The sequence below is a fragment of the Nitrospirota bacterium genome, from assembly GCA_016180645.1.
Taxonomy (GTDB): domain Bacteria; phylum JACPQY01; class JACPQY01; order JACPQY01; family JACPQY01; genus JACPAV01.
In genome coordinates this window covers 1-17,674 of record JACPAV010000025.1, presented here as the reverse complement: position 1 = coordinate 17,674, position 17,674 = coordinate 1, and the positions used below count along the sequence as shown (strand labels likewise).

The window sequence follows — 17,674 nt, the reverse complement described above, 5'->3', positions numbered from 1 at the left end:
CCCGAAGGGAGTCGTCCGTGCAGCGGAGCGGAGGGGACGACAATCCGTGACTGCGGAACCGTCCCCGTACCGCGCCCTGCCTACCACCCTAAGGAACCGGGCGGCGGGGGCAGGGAAAGCCCTGTGGGAAGGTCTGTCATTCTAAACCGTGAAAAAGGCTCCCGGTAGACTTCAAATTGAGTATCCTCCACCGATCTGATAGCGTGACGCGACATGTCGAATCTGTTCCCGCGCATGCTTCGAGCCGCCAAACTCGAAGCCGCTCTCTACGAAGAAGTCGAAGCCGACAAGAGCGCCACAGGCCAGGCGCTCGTCGTCGTCGCGCTTTCAGCCATCGCCGCAGCCATCGGGTCCATCTCGGCTGTGGGGACCACCGGGATTCTCATCGGCTCGATCGTCGCCGTGGGTAGCTGGTTTGTCTGGGCCCTCCTCACCTACGTCATAGGCACCAAGATCCTGCCAAGCCCTCAGACCCAGTCGGACGTCGGTGAACTCCTGCGAACGATCGGCTTCTCAAGCGCACCCGGAGCAATCCGGGTGCTGGGTGTCATCCCCGGAGTCCAGTCCATCGTGTTTTTCGTCGCCGGCATCTGGATGCTGGCGAGCATGGTCATCGCCGTCCGTCAGGCGCTCGACTACACGAGCACCCTTCGGGCCGTGGCCGTCTGCGCCGTCGGGTGGGTCGTTCAGCTTGTACTCCTCGTCGCCGTTTCCAAGCTCCTGTCCTGAGCCCCAGCCCCACAACTGCATTGGACTCGCGAGTAGAGCGATTTGCGTCAGCAACCGTATCAGCATGGTGGATGCGCCTGAAACGGATTGCTACGTGTGGTTTCTGTCACGAGCCACGAGGCCCTGCCTTTGGTGACTCTGAGCGAGAATCAAGAATCCGCAGGAGGTGGCCGGCAATTACCAGCATTTCAAATGCCTCCTGGACATTTGTGATCGGTTCGTTTCGATGGCTGTGAGGGTTCTTGAACAAACCGATGGATCCGGCAAACAAATGCGCCACAGCCTCCCGCTCGGGGGCAGGTCGCGAGTGATCGGCGAATGGCCCATCCGTTGGGTTGAATGCCTTTCGCATTAGGTCCACCCCAATATCGGTTAGGGCAAAGCCACCTGCCTTTCTCACCGCTACTTCCACTTCCTTGAACGCTTGGAAAACGGCGGTGTCATATTCGGCCCTCATGAACAGGGGCCACGCTTTTTCTGCAACAAGGGAATGGAGCATCTCCCTCGGGAGCGAGGCTGCGATCCGGTAGGCTGAGAGGTCTGTCGGGTTCTGATATTGTCGGCCCTTCCGCGTTAAGAAAACCCATTCTCCCTGTCGGCCTGGGGTCGGAGCGATCATTCCTTCCCGTTCCAGCCACACCCATGCTTCCATGTACGCCTCGGAAATCTTCGGTTCGAGATTGCGAGAGACTCGCCTGTAGGTGTCTTGGACATGCAAACTGAAATTGTTCCGGTTGAGTTGCCCACGCTCGTTATCAGACAGGGAATTCAAATATTCCAGCACGACTCCCGCCAGTTCTTCGGGCGTCACGTCGAATATGGCTTTCGGCTCGGGGGCTATGTCGAGCAATGATTTCGCCATAAGAAACGGCTTCGGTTCATTTCAGAGGAAACAACTTCAGGACTTCGTCGCCGTAGTGGTTGATGACTTTGATGGCGATCTTGCCGGTTTTCGGTTTCTCGAACGGGAGACTCACGGTGCGATAGAGGGCGGTCCAAGCGGATTCGTCGATGTCGGCACGCAAGGCCCGCTTCAACTTGTCGTAGGGTTCACCCGCACCGGTGAAATAGGCGTGGCGTACGAAGAAGCTCTCGCCGTTGTAGTTCGTGTCGATGAACCAGCAGGCGATGTCGGCCGTAGAGTTGCTTCGAATCTGACCCGTGGTCGGGTCGTAAACATCCAGCCCCTTGATGGTCACGATGACCTTGTCGTCCTTCTTGGTGACGTCGAGATCCGGTTCACCGAAAACCATGAAAAGGTTGCCGGCACCTGTCTTCTTCAATAGTTCGTCACCCATGGCGAGGTCGGGATTCATGCGTGCGGTCAGGACAGTGAGTTTGCCATAACGTTTTGCTTCTTCAGAAACATGGGGGTCGAAAGCAAAGCCGCATACGACCAGCAAATCATACCCCACGCCTTGAACGGCCTCCTTGGCAGCTTCCTTCACCTGCTCCGGCCCAACCGTACCGTGCTCCGGTCCGATGGAGACGGCTACGCGGCGACGCTTCCCATTCTCAGCGTATTCGCCCACCGCGTGAAGCCATGTTCCGGCGAAGGGTTCAAGGCGGTCGAAAGTCAGCCGCTCATTTTTTACGCGGTTCTGTACGCCTGCCTTTCCCAGATTTTCGATGATCATCGGTTCGAACTGGCCGACGGAGCTGTCTTTCCGCCCGGCGACTTCGGAGGTCGGGCGTTCGGTGTCGGTGGCGAGGACGCGATGCGGTGACAGGCTTTCGACCGTGAACGGGCCGGTGACGCGGATGCGTTTGCCGTCTTCGTAAGGCTGGTCGTAGAGGTATTCGGTCTCGGCGTGGCGGGCGATGGTGGCGTCTATCTGCTCGCGAGTCATCCCCTCTTTGATGTCGGGATTGTTGGCGATGGACTTGAGCGTGACGTGCGGGACGCGCTTGTAGACAAAGCCCTTCTTGATGTCGTTCTCCGTTTTGTATTCCAGTGGGACTTTGCCGGTCAACTCCGCCTCTCTTCTGATACCTTCGGGCGAATCGGAAAGGAGGAAATACGGATACTTGGCGGCCATCAGGCGGGTGCGCGCCAGCGCGATGGCGACGCGGCTGGTGTCGATCGTGATCCAGCGCCGTCCCCACTGCTCCGCCACATACGCCGTCGTGCCGCTGCCGCACGTCGGGTCGAGCACCAGGTCGCCGGGGTCGGTCGTAACGAGAAGGCAACGCTCAATAATCTTGCGAGATGTTTGAACAACGTAAATGGCTTCTTCCTCACCTTTTACATCTTCCCAAATGTTTGAAGACGCAATAAATGGCCAGTCATCCCAATAGACAACACCGCCAAGCGATTCGCCTCCGCCGTCAAACAAACGATCTGCAATTGCGAGACGCTCCATTTGTGTTTCTGGGTCGTATGTCCAGTGACGGGTTTTGCCGCATTGAAACCGCTTACCGTTCCAGACGAAGTCTTGACTGCGAGGACTTGGATCTTGGCTAACAAGCGGCCAATTTACTCGCGCCCATTTGTAACCCTCTGCTAAGAGTGTCGCGACCTCGCCTTCCTCGCAGTCCTTTACGCGAACGTGCTTTCCTTTTGGTGAGATCAACGTGTTGAACTTGGTGTCGTCCTCTGGCGTTGGCCGGTCCAGAAAGAGCCGTCTCGTCCTTAGATGCTCACGATCTTTGGCAAACCAGAGCAGGAAATCATTAACTGGGTCGGTTTCAGTCGTCGCTCCTTTCTTCTTAACGATGATGGATACTACTGCATTCTCGCTTCCAAACACTTCGTCCATCACGCAGCGCACGAGGTGGACGTTTTCATCACCGATTTGGACGAAGATGCTGCCGCTTTCGGTGAGGAGTTCGCGGGCGGCGGTGAGCCGGTCGCGGAGGTAGGCGAGATAGGAATGGATGCCGAGTTTCCATGTGTCGCGGAAGGCCCGGATTTGTTCGGGCTGGCGGGTGGTGTCCTCGGCTTTCCCGTCTTTGACGTCGCGTTTGCGGGTGGAGACCTGCCAGTTCGAGCCGAAATTGATCCCGTAGGGAGGATCGAAGTAGATACACTGCACCTTGCCCTTCAGTCCCTCCTTTTCGGCGAGGGAGGTCATTACCAGAAGAGAATCACCAAGAATCATTCGGTTGGCCCAGTTGACACCGTCCTTGTGCCGGTAGAAGTCCACCAAATCCTCGAACTTGATCCCGTTGAAATCCGCGAAAAGTTCCGCCTGGCCCGGCGCGTCCTTCCGCGCCTCGGCGCGCACCTGCTCGATGATGGCCTGCGGGTGGATCTTCTCCTGGATGTATATGGGAACAGCCGGAACCTCCAGCGGGTGCTGATCCTGCTCGTCCTTCCCCTTCCAAACCAACTGAGGATCGAGGGACGGGTCGCGGGGATACAGTACCTTCTTTGGCTTTTCCTCGTCCTCCTTGACGAAGTCCCGCAGTTCTTTCGTCGGGATATTCGCCCGCTTGTCCTTGTGGCGGACGGATGCGACGTAGGTGGAAGGTTTGTGTTTCTTCTGTTTCAAAGAGAATCTTCCGTCACGCCCATGCGAATTCACGCCCTGTATCGATTGGAGGCATGTGGACCCTGGGCATTTCGTCCCATGTTCTGCCTTCGAGCAGGCGACCGGTCTTCTTCTTCCAGACACCTCCCCACTGCTTGAAGAAAAATGCCACGCCGGACGCACGGCATTGATCGCGGACTTCGATAACCCAAGCCGGGTCCATTGGCCGTGCCCCCGGCCCCGACTCTCCACCCACAATCACCCAGTCGATGGCCTCCAAATCAAGAGCTGGAAACGGGCCAAGAAGCGGTTCCAACGAGAGGAATTTGGTGTGTGCCCCAGTCCGACGCAGGTGATCGACTCTGAAGCCGTAACTGGATTTCTCGACGCTCACGCCCATCCAGATGTTGGGCGACCAAGGTAGATCGGGACTCAACTCCAAGAGCCTGCGGGACCGTTTCGTCAGGATTTGAAACCGGTGCCAAGAAGCCCGTCGCATCGCGTCAAACACTTTCTGGATGAACGCGACGGGTACGTCCTGGTGGAAGAGATCGCTCATCGAATTGACGAAGATCGTTTGTGGCATTTTCCATCGGAGCGGCAATCCCAGGGCGTCCTCGTGGAGCGAAAGTTCGAATCCCTTCGCGTAATGCGGCTGCCCCATCGCGTGAAGTCGCCGCGCCATCCGCTCCGCGTAGCAATTGTCGCATCCTGGACTCGTCTTGCTGCACCCCGTGAGGGGGTTCCACGTCGATTCCGTCCATTCGATTGAGGATTTGGTGGCCATCAGCGGATGCCCATCGACCGGTACTTATCAAAGATGCTCTTCACGATTTTGGCCCCTGTCCTGTTTGGGGAGGCAAAGTAAAGGTAGTAAACCACGGCTCCCTTGCTGTTTCGCATTGGCATGGGTTTCGGTGCGAATTTGAAACCGGCTACATCAATCAAGCGTTTCCTGAATGCCTCAGCTATTTCTTCATTTCCCGCTTTCTCCTCCATCTCCCCGAATAGGCCACGGGATTTGGGATAGGCGACCGAACGCCAAGATCGGTCGCCCCACACCGCATCCAGCCGGATCGCCTGATTCTTGGCAACCTTATCGGGATTTGTCCACAGGACGTTCATGTTCGCATCCATGATCATGAAACTGTAGAACACTTCAACCGATTTCATCTTGCCCGCCGTCGCGAGGATCTTCCAATCTACGGCAATGCTATACGGGTCGAGAATGCACAGCCCCCGGCTGTAGTCCTCGAACCGACATCGCCTGAAACAATCCCTCAAAAGAACCGTGTTCGCGTCCTCCTCGTGCACGAAAACGTCATTCCGATCACCCGCCAGTTTCCGGAGAGCACCAGCCTTTCCGCCGTGGAGGTCAATGAAATGTAACTCGCTGAAAGGGGGTTGAATGTCGAGTGCATTAAGCGGGCTACCGGCAACAAGCCGGCCGGATCGTTTCGACATGTGGTGTCCCGCCCCCGCAAAGGCATCTATGTAGACGTGCCGCCGAATCGGTCGTTGAGCGGCCAGAATCTTGGAATACTCTACGGCATACTTTCGAATGATTTCGAGCTTGATTTCAGTCCAGTACCCGATTTCGTCGAACGAAAACGATCTCATCCGCGCCTCGATTTCACTTCCGCCCGAATCAAATTCTGCGCGTTCCAAGGATCCGAAATCTCGATAAACGCCCAGCGCCCATATCCTCCGTGGTTATTGACGGCGGGAATCCACAGGTTCTTCGCGGTGGACACCTTCGCTTCCTTGTCCTTCTTCCGCTCGCCGGTGACTTCCAGGATAAGGTTCAGAAGGTCACCTTCGCCCTGTCCATCGCTAAACCGGATCACGAAGTCCGGAATGTACGGATGCTCCTCCCCGCTCAAGGTGTAGGGAATACTGAAACCGGGCTGGTGGGTGTCGTTCTTGACGTAGCAGACGACTTCCGGCATGTCTTCCAAACTCTGCGCGAGTTTTGCCTCCCAATCGCTGTCCAGCACCACGTGCGAGACATGCGACTTCCGGGGATTGGTTAGGTAGGTGTCCCGAAGGGTCGTGAAGTCAACATAGCGCGTTGAGCCGACGGTGTCGTAGGGCCGAAGAATGGGCTTCAATGTCTTGTTTCCATTGGCTGTGGCCACGATTGCACGGTAAATCCGTTCTGAGGCGTTGTGGGCGGGTTCGATCAGGAGCAGCATCTGGGGGAACGTATTGTCCTTGCAGGTCAGGCAGGTTTGGCGCCACTCGCGCGCAATCTGAAGCAGTTCAGGAAAGCACCAGATTTTCGGTTGGCCCTCCTCATCACGAAAGTATCGTTCCAGAACCTGTTGTGCGAGCTTGAAGTCAATTTCCTGCTCGCGCTTCTCTTTCAGCCCGTAGAGTGTGTGAAGCGTTGTCTCTCCGACGATTGGCGCGTTCTCCGTACGCGTAGGGATGTCTTTTGTAGATATCGCCAACTGAGATTCTTCCGTGAAGCGCGCGGAGATCCTCTCCCGTTCAATGTCATATCGGTAACCGAGAAGTCGAGGGAACGTGATTTCAAGTTCAAGCCGATCTTCAAGAGCCCTGACTCGTGTAGGTTGAGGGGTGTCCGTGGGGCCTTCGGTTGTCCCCGCGCACGGAATGAATGAAAAAGGCACACCGTACACTTCCGCGTATTCCGGGGAGAATTTCCCTGTGTTGTCCAGAGTGTAATTCATGCGGCGCAGGCCGCGACCGACCACCTGCTCGCAAAGAAGCTGGGTCCCAAAAGCACGGACGCCCAGAATATGCGTGACGGTGTTCGCATCCCAACCTTCCGTGAGCATGGAGACGGAGACGACGCATCTGATCTGCTCGCCCAGTTTTCCGGCCTTCCCTACCGTATTCATCACCTCCCGCAGGAGATCCTGCTCGGTCAAGGCATCGACATCCCGCCCCGGAAACCTGCGCCTATATTCGGACTTGAACTCCTCAATTTCACGAGCGGCAATTTTCTTGAATTCCGGACTGAGCGCGTCTCCGGACTCCAACTCCTCACTGTCGATCAAGATTGTCTTTGGGCGATCGGACCATCGGCCATTCAATTCGTTGCTGAATATGGGGAGCTTTCCGGGCACAGCCACCGTGGATCCATCGGGAAGTTTCTTTTCCCAACCGGCGATGTAGTCATAGATCAGCTTGGACACATTCGTGTTGTTGCAGACGACAATGAAAACGGGCGGCGTCCGTCCGTCCCCCTGAGAATTCGCACTTCCCTCCCATCGTTTGTACCGCTTCTCATAGTTCCCGTACAGACTCTGCAAGGCACCCTCGAGTTCCGTCGGGATGTTGGGTTCTCCTTCGACCGCCTGCCGTCCCCGGCCTTTCTTTGGCAACTGATCCCGAATCCTGAACCACAGGTCCCGATAAGTCGGCTGGTCGCCCGTCATGGAGTCGTCCGCCACCGGTACCCGTGGAACTTTTACGATACCGGATTCGATGGCATCGATGAGCGAAAAGTCGGATATCACCCACGGGTAGAGCGTGCCTTCCGGATAGCTAGATCCCCGAAGGAAGAAGGGGGTGGCCGAGAGGTCGTAGACGACCTTCAAACCGATCTTGGCTTTCACGGCTTCAAGACCCGAGATCCAGATCCGGGCTTCTTCCTCCCTTTTCTCGGCTTCGCGGCGCTCTTCGCCTGAGAGTTGCTCACCTTCACCATCGGGCTTTCGTCTGTAGCAGTGATGGGCCTCGTCGTTCAGAACAACAATGTTTTTCTTGTTGCCCAGTTCCCGACAGACTCGACGAACCATTTGATCAGGAGTTTCCGTGAACGCATCGCCGTTGTTTCGCAGCAGAATACTTCTTGTGAGCTTTCCCGCCTCTACCAATGCGCGGGGCTTGAGGGCATGAAAATTGGTAATGATGATCTTCGCTCGGCCCAAGGTGTCCATGAGTCCGATGGGCACGAGATCGTGTTCACGGTAATAATTGCTGGGGTCGCTGGGCAGGAGCACGCGCAGTCGGTCGCGGATGGTGATCCCGGGCGTCACGACCAGGAACGTGTCGGAAAAACGACTGTCCTGCGGGTTGGAAACTTTGTTCAGAACGTGCCACGCAATCAGCATCGCCATGAGGACGGTCTTGCCGCTGCCGGTCGCCATCTTGAATGCCATCCGGTGGAGAAGCGGATTCGAAAGTCGATTCTGTTCCTGGAGTTCGTTCTCTATCCAGGCATCTCCGTATCTCCCCGCTACCTCCATCACGTAGATAGCGGTCTCAATGGCTTCGATTTGACAGAAAAACAACCGACGGATTCTTTCCTGACGCCGCCAGTATTGAAGAAGTTCGGTGCTGGTTCTGGTTACCCCCATGTGGCCCCCGCCGCGCCAGATCCGGACCCGCTCGCGAACACGGTTTATGAACCTATTCTCCTCGATTCGATCTTGGGTCCATTCCGTCTCGAAGGAGAGCTGTTTCCCCCGTTTCTTTGGCCGGGGAATCGGTACGAAATAGGAGCTTACCCGGCGGGACTCTACGATTTCACTGCTGATCCCCTCGTCGGTGAATCGAAAATGTCGGCACGGTTCCTCATAAGGTGAATTCAGAATCGGGTTGTCGATGACTACCTGCCGTGCCATGCCCATTACGAAAACGTATCCATCCCGGAACCTACACCACTCAGGGTAGGTTCACAATGGTAAATAATGACGCTCGCTCAAAACGACCGGGTCGGAAAGGCAGATCTGACCTCACGTATTCCAGCATACCCGTCACCTTGGGCGCTCCGCAAAGGTGGCACCCAGCCTTCAGTGGCCTCCCATGGTAGTCGGCCCGGAGGGCGGGGCGCCGCACCATCCATGGCTGGTGTTGAGTACTGCCATATCCGTGAGTTCCTTCGCCCAACTCTGACACCCCGGCGTACCATCTCCGCGTAAACGGCCTTCAGGCATGAACTCTCGTCCATCAGACACCTTTCCGCTCTACCACCCGTCACTTGCGTTCACCCCTTGCTGCCGCTTTCGGAATCATTGCACCCCCCCCTACATACCCATTCAAGACGCCCCAACTTCATACCGCCGGCTCCTGAACGTACATCGACAACTGCTCACCCTCCCGGCGCTCTGTTTCGGGCCACCTGCCATGCCGATATTCCCCCCACGGGATGAAATTGTAATACCTGCGGTTGACCCACCGCTGAAACGCCCGCGCCCTTGCAGGGGCCTGCCCCTTCTCGTAGACCATCACGTACGGCAATACGCCCAACAAACGCAGGATCTCCACCCGTTCCACATCCTCCTCGAACGTCGAGTCGTAGTTCGTCAGCACATAGAACATCAGCCGCCGCTTGCCGATCCCCGCCCCACACAGCAGATCCACATTCCGACCGACCAACTTCGCCATCCCGACATGATCAAAGGCAAAGTGCAGGTATCCGTCGATCCTTAGACCCGCCAGAAGGAGAGCGTTTGTTTCAGAAACCAAACGAATATCCAGCCCGTGCCAACGCGAAGACAGATCCAGCTCCTGAAGTTCTCGAACCGTCTTGGGCCACTCCGGGTCCGCCATGGGGTTGTTGTCCAGGAACTCCATGATCCTCCGCTTCCCGTCCCAAAGCCGCCGAACGCTCGAGTGGTATTCCGGGATGTTTTGTCCCGGCACCACGCAAAATCCGCACTTCCTTGGGCACCGCTCATACGAGTAGACCACACAGGCCGGGTACTCGGGAAAGAGGTCGAAATCCGGTTTCATCCATTGAATCTCCTCCGGCAGCCGTACGGCGGGATCGAATCCCGATCCCCCCGTAATCGCATCCGGATACAACGCTGTCCACCTGCGTCTCTTCGCCTCGGACCAGGAGAACACCGACGACACGTACGTCCGGTCGGCCCTCCCCATGGAGTTCAGTCGAACCCCGTCCCCCCGACTCTTATGCCAGGCCGACAGCTTCATGAGTGCCAGATTCGGAAGCTTCCCATCAACCTGAACGAGATTGACGATCATGATCCCACCACCTGAAACCGACCCGGAACGGGGCGCTCGCGCGCCCGTTTCAGGTGGTGGGATGAACACCTCACGCAACGCTCACCCTCAAGACAACGGGTTTGTGAACCATTCCCCTTTCGATCATCCCCTCCACTCCGCTCCACGGACGACGAGATGAAAAACCATGGGGTCTTGGCGTCGTCGCCTGCTCACCCGCACCCCAATCATTCTCCTCGCGCCCCATCCCCGGCTCCCCACTCCCCATTGGATCCTCCCCCGCCCGTCTCTTCCAGCGTGCCCTCGGATTCATTCGCCACATGCTCGCCCTCCGCCGATCCCTCGTCGTCGCCTTCCTCCTCTGCTCCCCCCACAGCCGCAGATGTCTTCCCACCTTCCTCGCCGTCCTCCTCAACCTCCCCAAGAACGCTCCGCACCTCGCTCACCACGTCATCCCGCAGAAAACTCGGCAGATCCTCCACACCTCCCAGCTTCATCCCAAGCCACGCTTCTTCCTCCACGAGCGCCTCGCTCATCTCCCGAACCACGTTCCGCACCAGCCTCGTGCCGTCCGCTCTCCCCCGCACGACCTCGATGACCCTCCGGACCGCCTCCAAGCCGGGCGCGTTCAGCACGTCCAGCCGATCCGCCTTCTCGAGGAGCCTCATCGTGTCGCGTCGCCCCACTCCCTGTCCCCGTCTCGCCGCCCCCGTAATCCGGCGCACGATCCCCATCGTCCGGGCGGCGAGCTGGATCTCCATGCTCTTCGTGAAGAAGTCCAGTTTCATGAGTGACCCCTGAAGCCGCTGCGAGATCTGTTCCCCGAGTCCCGTCAACGTCCCTTCCTCAATCAGTCGATCCACCACCATGCGGCTTGGGATCTGGACCTGGAACATGTCGATCTTGAACCAAGCCCGCTTCTCGATCACCTCCGCCGTCGGGAACAGCTTCTCCATCCGCTCGACGTACCGCTCCACGAATCCTTCCTTCTCGGCAATCAACGACGCCCTCTCCACAAGGATCACTTCCGCACCCTTTCGGAATACCGGTATCATTTCCTCCCTGTAGCCGGGAAGACCCGATGCAAAGACCTCGATCCCCGCCCAGAACCGCTTCTCGCACTCCTCTACCGCCGTTTCCAGCATCGGGATGGCTCTCACCGGAACGTACCTCGCGTGCGTCAGCGGAAACCGTAGCGATAGGCCACCCACCTGCCGGCGCGTATCCCCTTCCACCCGCGTCAGCGGCCTCAGTGCCCCCTCGGGAAGCACGCGGACATGTCCCAGATCCCGGATGTAGTCCGGAACTCCTTTCCATTCGAGGCCCAGATCCTCCGGGGAGACCGACTCCTGCCCCCGGTAGTAGCCGATCGACGCCGCCACGAGCCACCCTTCCTGAAACACCTGCTCCTGCCGCCTGGCCCCCCCGCTCCCCTTCCGCTCCGCTTCAGGGACGACGATCAGAGGGGTGATACGGTCCTTGCGTCGCCCGTCCCGCTCCGCCGGCGCACCGGCCGTCGCTCCCGCTGTAGCCGCCTGCCCCAATTCGTCTTTGCTCATCTCTCAAGCCTCCTTTCCGCCTGGATCGCCACGCGACTTCGTTCTTTGTCCGCCTCGATGGCGGCTTCTTCCATGATCCTCCCCCAGCCAGCTGCATCTTCGAAGCCCCCCCCTTTTTCGCAAACTTCAAGGCCGACCCCTTCTCCCCCTTCACCCCGTTAGAGGCCCCGTGGTTTGCCACGGGGTATCTTTTTCTCGTGCGGGCCTCTAACGGGGTTCACTGCCCCGCGCGCGGATACTTCGTCGGTTGCACTTAATGGGTCACTCTCCGCCGCCTGATTCTCGCGTTTTCCGTGGCCCGCGACAGGAGGGTCTCCGCATCCACTCCTGCGGCCTCCGCCTTGCTCTTCATGGCCAAGGCCATTTTCGCCGTCGCCGGCAGCTTCATGGTGATCAGACGCATCCACCACCCCCACGGAATGTGCCGCACGGCCGCGGCCGATCGACCGACCCACCACTCCCGATACGGACCCGCGCTCAGCCGCCACGCCTCGATATCCATCCCCTTCCCTTCACCGGCGCCACCCAAGTCCCGCACGGCCGCCGCCCCCTCCTTCTCTCCCATCTCCTCCAAGACCGCCCCGTAGTACGTGCCCGCACGTCTCACCATTCCCTCCGGAGATGCTTCCGCCCACCTGTCGGCCTCTCCGTCGAAGCACGGGCATCCGACGCCCGGCAGATCCGCAACGGCCCGCTTCCCGCCTTCGAGGACATTCTGCATCTGTACGATGCTGAACGCCCCGGCGCGGGTCCACGCGGAGTCGTCGTACGCTCCCCACTGACCGTAGAACGACCCGCACCGGCCACACCGGCCGCAGTAGATGTGGTGGTAGTCGATGAGATCGAGCGGTTCGGCTTCTCCGTTCATGTGCGTGATCTCCATCCGCGGATCCGGCTCACGAAGCACGGTCATGAGCGCCGGGTCCGGGAGCCCTGTAAAGACCCGGACGCTCGGCGGCCGCTTCAAGTCGTTCAGGATTTCCGTCCGGACGTCCCGCTCCTCCCCTTCGAGGATCTTGATCCGGACCACGGAGTAGTATTCCTTCGCAGCCTCCTCGCGATTCTGATCCTCTGTGTTCATCCTTGCCTTCCTTTCATGCTCTCTTTCATGTCCAGTTGTGTTCGCAAATCATAACACGTCTCCCGCGCGCGCCCGGGACTATCTCCTTCCCCAAGGGGGAGTCTTCTCTCGACGCAGGGACCCCATAACGATTCCTTCCGTCGTCCCCGGAGCGGAGCGCAGGGGGCGCGCATGGTGCTCCTTCAGCACAGACCTCTCCGCGGGGCGTGCGAGGGCTGAGCGTTTGTACGACTGCTTCATAGCTTTGAGAGGGGAGGGCGGGAATCACGAAGACGTGGTTACCCGCCCAGCGTCACGTTCACGAGACGTGGCGGGTTACTGTTTTGGAAGAAGGCGTTGGGCGACAGGATCTACTGTCTCCGTGGACGCTCTCTTCCCGTGTCCTGGTCTTCACGCGGCGGGGATCCGTTTCGGCATCTCCAGATGGCAAGCCCGACGGGCTGTCCCGTCATCTCGGCCCATGCGGTACCGATTTGGATACCCAACATCCGCGCCAGACCGGGGGATTTCCGCGGATCGGCAATCCCGAAGAAGGTTCCCCACTCGTCCTCTTTCGAGGGCTGGGGGATGGATCCGAAGAGCCTGAGCGCCGCGCCGCGCGCCCCGGGGACCGCATTGGCGATCCACGGCAGCAGCGATTGGCCGGTTTCGCTCAGTTTCACGGAGCCGGGCTTGAGATCGGGCCGGAAGATGGTTCTCAGGAGCCGGTCGCAGGACTCTCTGAGCAGCGCCGGAAGCGCAAAGAAGAAGATGTCGTTTGCCGTCATCCTCTCCCCAGGTAGCGCAAACCGGTGCCGCTGCAGGGAGCGCAGCCAACTCGTCACCTTGAGGTGAACCTCCTCGTAGCTCGGCGCGCGGCGATCAAGGATCTCAGTCAGGCGGTCCCGGTGGGCCATCGCCCACTCCAGGATTTCGTCCATCATGAGTAGTCCTCGAAGACCGGCGCTCCGGCGTTCGAAGGGGGCAACCTCTTCACCCGTGTCTCTCAGCCTCCAGAGGTCTCTGAAGGGCTCCCGAGCCGGCATGCCTTTCGGTGTACACCGTTTGGCGAAGTCGGCCAGGAGCACCAAGGCCTCCGGCGGGGCCTGTCCGATGAGGATGCGAGCCAGTGGCTCGATCCACAATTCGGGCAGCTCCTCCGCGGCAATCTTCGGAATGGGATCGGCCTCGTCGGCCTTTTCCCAGTAGTCGGGACCGAACGTGAATCCTTTGTCCCGGAGTCGCTGCAGGACCGGAATCAGCGCCGTCTGGATTTCCTCCAGTTTCCTGCGCTCCCTTGCGATCCATGCGTCGAGCTCCGCGTTCGAGGTCTCCGGATGGCGCATCTTGTGGATGGCGTCCAGCAGGAGATCGAAACCCAGCGTGTCGAAGACCTCCTGGGCCTCGGGGGAGAGATCGAGCATGTCCTCGAGGGTGTCCTCGATGCTGATCATCTCGAATCCCTTGGTTCCCCAGGTGTCCCACGACACGATGGAGGATTCTTGGTCGTTCATCGGTTCCGGTTCGAACAGTGGTTTGAGGGGTGTCTGCATATCGTTCCTCTCTTTCATCCGCCCTCCCCCGGCCGGGCAAGACCTTTTCCAGCCTTGCCTGTCCGGGGAGGGACGGACGCACCCGTGTCCGCTCCGGATTCCGTCTGGGACCCGTTCGATTCGCGGAAGTGATTCCGCCCTCACCGCTCAAAGCGGTGAAGCTATGGCTATCGAATTGTCAAAGAGCATCCGTGCTACGACGCAAGGACCGGATGATTCTTCATCTCGCGGCGCTGATCCCCATGCCCTTCCGCCCGCCGCCCCCGAAGGGGGTCGTCCGTGGACGTGGGCCTTGCGCGAAGCCCTGCAAGGCCCACGAGCGGAGGGGACGCAGCGCTTTTCGCTCTGCGAAGCGTTATGCAAAGCAGAGTTCCCATGTAGTACGGGGGCAACCTTGTTGAGGGTTGCATCCTTGGGTGAATTAGCCTACGTCTTCGATGGCTCCTCCTCTCGGGTCCTTTGGGCTCCTGATGAGCGCTCGGGGCCCCGTCATCCCACCACCTGCAACAGGCCGCGAAGCGGCATCGGGGCTGTTCGGCTCGCCCGGCGAGCCGGTTGCAGGTGGTGGGATCATCAGCCCGCGCCGCCGAAGATGCTCCTTCAGGCACTCGCCCACGGCGTGCGCGATGGAATCGATCCGGTGGGGACCGAATCCCAGGGGCCGGTCGCCCTTGACGGAGTTGAGGTGCTTGACGATCCGGACCGGGTCGCCGCCGATTTCAAGGTACTTCGATAGAAGGATCCCCATGACGGCCGTGAGGGCTGAGATTTCCGTGCCGAGCGGGGGAAGGTTGGCGAAGACACGGATCGGCCGGTGGTCTCGGTCTACGATCGTGACGTGCAGCGGCCCGTAGCCGGTGTGTCTTTGGTAGTACATGCTTGGGATTCCCAGCGGGGCGTCGCGAAGGGCCTCGTCGCGGATGACCTTCATTCGGTTCTCGGTCGCTCCCAAGTCGTTGGCAGGGCCGCTCGCGACCGGAGCCATGGCGGGATCTTGTCCCACCTGTTCCGGCTGAGGTAACCCCTCATTCGGCACTCGGGATTGCACGCTCCCACCGGACCCTGTTTCCAATGCGCTGTCCTGCATCCTTCCTTTCTCCCTCCCTACTGCGGATTCACGCCGCTATCGCCCCGTCGGCTGCCTGCGCTCTCGTGGCGTCGCCATCCGATTTACCGCCGTTTTCCGGATGTCCCCGCCAGAACGAATTGACGTCCTCGTCCATCGGGAGGATCGCAGCCGTGGTCAGGAAACCGGCCCTGAGAAGTTTTCCGGCGATGTCGAGGGTGTGCTTGGTTCCCGTAGGGTCGGCGTCGAAACACATGTGCACCCTCTTTACGCCGCATTCGTGAAGCCACGGGATGAAGTGGTCCTTGAACATGTCGGCGCCTGGAAGCGCTACGCCGTTCTTCACCCCGAGCACGACGAGCTGCGCGAGGTCCAGAATCCCTTCGGAGATGTAGATTTCTTCCGAATGGACGGCTGCGTTCGCGTTGTAGGGATACTGGAGCGGCATGCCCACGTTCAGGAATTTCGGGCCTTTTTCGGGCTTTGTATCCATCGCGATGTCTCTTCGGAACTGGATCCAGGTGATCTCGCTCCCCCAGTAGAAGGGGAATGCAAGCTTCATGTTCCACAGAACCGAAAACGGCCGCGCATCCTTGTTGCCCTTTTGGGCGTTGCTCACGGTGAGGACCCCGCAGGCGAGAAGTTCCTCTTCGCTGAACTCGCGGCGCAGCGTGTTCATGACCTGCCGGTCGTCTTCGATCCAACCCATCGGAAGCGTTTTCGTGACGCTTCCGGGGATGCCGCGCTCCTTTTCCAGGTAGCCATACAGCCTGGGACCCGGAGGGCAGAGTTCCATGACGCGCGCGTAGATCAACGCTGCAGAGGCCCCTGCCTGCTTCTTGCCCGCTTCCCCCTCCGTAGCAGCTACTGCGGAGGATGGGTCCCCGCCCGGTGTGGGGCGGCTGTCCTCGTCGCTCGTGGGAACACGAAGGTTCACGGGAGCGATGCCTGCCTGCCGCGCCGGGCGCGGCGCAGGCAGGGATGAGGTTTCAGCCGCCCCGCTGGGCGATGGGGGGTGAGGTAAACTCGGCGGGGTCGCTTGGTGGGTTGCAGTCTGACTCGGCAGGTATCTTTTGTAACGATCCTTCAGCCAATCGATCGCTTCATGGGCCGTTTTTCCCTGAATGGCCATGACGAGGTCGATGACGCTGCCGCTGGTGTCCTTCCCGCACACCCGACAGTGGTAGTGTCCGTAGCCTTTGTTCCCCTTTAGGAAGTGGAGACTTGGGTGGTTGTCGCGGCTGGGGTCGCGGTGGTGGCCTTTGTTTGTGTTGAAGCATCGCGCGCGTCCGGGTCCCGTAATGTCGATCCCCAGATCCCTTGCGACGTCCTCGATCGGGATGAGCCGCTTGACGGCGTCAAACGCATCTTGGCTCATCCCACCACCTCCAACCGGCCGCTTTGCGGCCGAAGACCCAAGCCGCCCGCGGCGGCTGTTGTAAGTGGTGGGATCATGGGCTACCAGGCGGCGATCGCCTCGGATGCGTGACGCCCGTGGGGCCACTGAAGAACCAGTTCAACCCTCTGTAGCTGACCCTGCAACCGCCGTCTGAGGGCTGCCGCGATCAGGTATCCGAGGGTTGCTACTGCTGTCCTTCCCGTCCCTGCGGCGGCATGTTTTTGCCCGCCGGCAGGACGCCGAAGCGGTGCCGGAAGCGGCCACGATGGCCGACCCGGCCCGCCGACTTGTTTCTCTCTCTTTGGCTGTTTCGTCTTTTCCATACCCTCCCTATCCGCAATGGCGTGCCACGGAACGCAGTCAAGTCTTGGTGATGTCAGTCAAATTCCCACGCGAGAGCCCTGGGATACTCCGCGTTTGTTTCACCTGAAACAAACGACGCAAGGACCTCATGATTCTTCATCCCGTCGTCCGTGGAGCGAAGCGGAGGGGACGGGCGGTTGCCCTACAAATGCTACTCTGCGAAGTGCCTACTCCGCCGAAGCAGACGCTCCGGCTGCGACTATGCTCTGCGAAGCGCTACGCATAGCAGAGAGTCTGGAAGCTCGCTACGTGGCACAAGGACAAGGATGCAGGTTCGGGCCTACGAATCTGGTCAATCGGGAGTGTCTTGACCCACTCCCAGTGAGTATGTCTTCTGGCGCACGCCCCGAAACCCCTGCCGGTGGCCTCCATTGGCGTCCAAGAGGGCAAACTCACAGCTTTCTTCTGACTTCGTTCCTTTGTGACTGATTGCTCTTGCGATCTATCGGACACGGCGTACGATGCTTTCGATGGCCACGGCAAGCCCTCGAATCTTGAAAACAACCAAGAGCAATCGAGGTCTTGTGCTCAC

General features: G+C 59.4%; 12 protein-coding genes. 1 reads left to right on the top strand and 11 read right to left on the bottom strand.

Annotated features, from left to right (window positions below):
- The first annotated feature begins 213 nt into the window (after window positions 1–213).
- Complete coding sequence (locus HYT87_14765; GenBank protein MBI2061026.1) at window positions 214–729, top strand: hypothetical protein; 516 nt, start codon at window positions 214–216, stop codon at window positions 727–729.
- Window positions 730–835: 106 nt separating this feature from the next.
- Here the strand turns inward: HYT87_14765 and HYT87_14760 are convergent, their stop codons facing one another.
- The 11 genes from HYT87_14760 to HYT87_14710 form a co-directional block, all read right to left on the bottom strand.
- The gene (locus HYT87_14760; protein ID MBI2061025.1) at window positions 836–1,591 is read right to left on the bottom strand and encodes a TIGR02391 family protein; all 756 of its coding nucleotides are present in this window, start codon (window positions 1,589–1,591) and stop codon (window positions 836–838) included.
- Between the two features lie 16 nt (window positions 1,592–1,607).
- Entirely contained in the window at window positions 1,608–4,223 is a 2,616-nt protein-coding gene (locus HYT87_14755; GenBank protein MBI2061024.1) for a site-specific DNA-methyltransferase, read from the bottom strand.
- Window positions 4,224–4,236: 13 nt separating this feature from the next.
- Window positions 4,237–4,989 carry a phage Gp37/Gp68 family protein gene (locus HYT87_14750; protein MBI2061023.1) on the bottom strand — a complete coding sequence of 251 codons (753 nt, stop codon included), beginning with the start codon at window positions 4,987–4,989 and terminating at the stop codon, window positions 4,237–4,239.
- Window positions 4,989–5,822, bottom strand: coding sequence for a three-Cys-motif partner protein TcmP (tcmP, locus tag HYT87_14745; protein ID MBI2061022.1), 834 nt, complete (start codon window positions 5,820–5,822; stop codon window positions 4,989–4,991). The genes HYT87_14750 and tcmP overlap by 1 nt, the downstream gene beginning before the upstream one ends.
- Window positions 5,819–8,800, bottom strand: coding sequence for a DEAD/DEAH box helicase family protein (locus tag HYT87_14740; GenBank protein MBI2061021.1), 2,982 nt, complete (start codon window positions 8,798–8,800; stop codon window positions 5,819–5,821). Before HYT87_14740 ends, tcmP begins: the two co-directional genes overlap by 4 nt.
- A gap of 430 nt (window positions 8,801–9,230) precedes the next feature.
- Window positions 9,231–10,163, bottom strand: a complete 933-nt coding sequence (locus HYT87_14735) for a hypothetical protein (protein MBI2061020.1) — start codon at window positions 10,161–10,163, stop codon at window positions 9,231–9,233.
- A gap of 206 nt (window positions 10,164–10,369) precedes the next feature.
- Window positions 10,370–11,701, bottom strand: a complete 1,332-nt coding sequence (locus tag HYT87_14730; protein ID MBI2061019.1) for a hypothetical protein — start codon at window positions 11,699–11,701, stop codon at window positions 10,370–10,372.
- Between the two features lie 253 nt (window positions 11,702–11,954).
- Window positions 11,955–12,782 (bottom strand): hypothetical protein, encoded by an 828-nt coding sequence (locus HYT87_14725; protein MBI2061018.1) that lies wholly within the window; start codon window positions 12,780–12,782, stop codon window positions 11,955–11,957.
- Window positions 12,783–13,132: 350 nt separating this feature from the next.
- Window positions 13,133–14,332: a hypothetical protein gene (locus tag HYT87_14720; GenBank protein MBI2061017.1), complete on the bottom strand. Its 1,200-nt coding sequence runs from the start codon at window positions 14,330–14,332 to the stop codon at window positions 13,133–13,135.
- A gap of 403 nt (window positions 14,333–14,735) precedes the next feature.
- Window positions 14,736–15,299, bottom strand: a complete 564-nt coding sequence (locus tag HYT87_14715) for a hypothetical protein (GenBank protein MBI2061016.1) — start codon at window positions 15,297–15,299, stop codon at window positions 14,736–14,738.
- A gap of 130 nt (window positions 15,300–15,429) precedes the next feature.
- Window positions 15,430–16,758, bottom strand: coding sequence for a toprim domain-containing protein (locus HYT87_14710; protein ID MBI2061015.1), 1,329 nt, complete (start codon window positions 16,756–16,758; stop codon window positions 15,430–15,432).
- Between the last annotated feature and the right edge of the window lie 916 nt (window positions 16,759–17,674).

What these genes read in the sequence shown, in the direction of transcription:
- HYT87_14765 (MBI2061026.1), top strand. Translation starts at nt 214, where the DNA reads ATGTCGAATCTGTTCCCGCGCATGCTTCGAGCCGCCAAACTCGAAGCC.
- HYT87_14760 (MBI2061025.1), bottom strand. Translation starts at nt 1,591, where the DNA reads ATGGCGAAATCATTGCTCGACATAGCCCCCGAGCCGAAAGCCATATTC.
- HYT87_14750 (MBI2061023.1), bottom strand. Translation starts at nt 4,989, where the DNA reads ATGGCCACCAAATCCTCAATCGAATGGACGGAATCGACGTGGAACCCC.
- tcmP (MBI2061022.1), bottom strand. Translation starts at nt 5,822, where the DNA reads ATGAGATCGTTTTCGTTCGACGAAATCGGGTACTGGACTGAAATCAAG.
- HYT87_14740 (MBI2061021.1), bottom strand. Translation starts at nt 8,800, where the DNA reads ATGGCACGGCAGGTAGTCATCGACAACCCGATTCTGAATTCACCTTAT.
- HYT87_14735 (MBI2061020.1), bottom strand. Translation starts at nt 10,163, where the DNA reads ATGATCGTCAATCTCGTTCAGGTTGATGGGAAGCTTCCGAATCTGGCA.
- HYT87_14730 (MBI2061019.1), bottom strand. Translation starts at nt 11,701, where the DNA reads ATGAGCAAAGACGAATTGGGGCAGGCGGCTACAGCGGGAGCGACGGCC.
- HYT87_14725 (MBI2061018.1), bottom strand. Translation starts at nt 12,782, where the DNA reads ATGAACACAGAGGATCAGAATCGCGAGGAGGCTGCGAAGGAATACTAC.
- HYT87_14720 (MBI2061017.1), bottom strand. Translation starts at nt 14,332, where the DNA reads ATGAAAGAGAGGAACGATATGCAGACACCCCTCAAACCACTGTTCGAA.
- HYT87_14715 (MBI2061016.1), bottom strand. Translation starts at nt 15,299, where the DNA reads ATGGCTCCGGTCGCGAGCGGCCCTGCCAACGACTTGGGAGCGACCGAG.
- HYT87_14710 (MBI2061015.1), bottom strand. Translation starts at nt 16,758, where the DNA reads ATGAGCCAAGATGCGTTTGACGCCGTCAAGCGGCTCATCCCGATCGAG.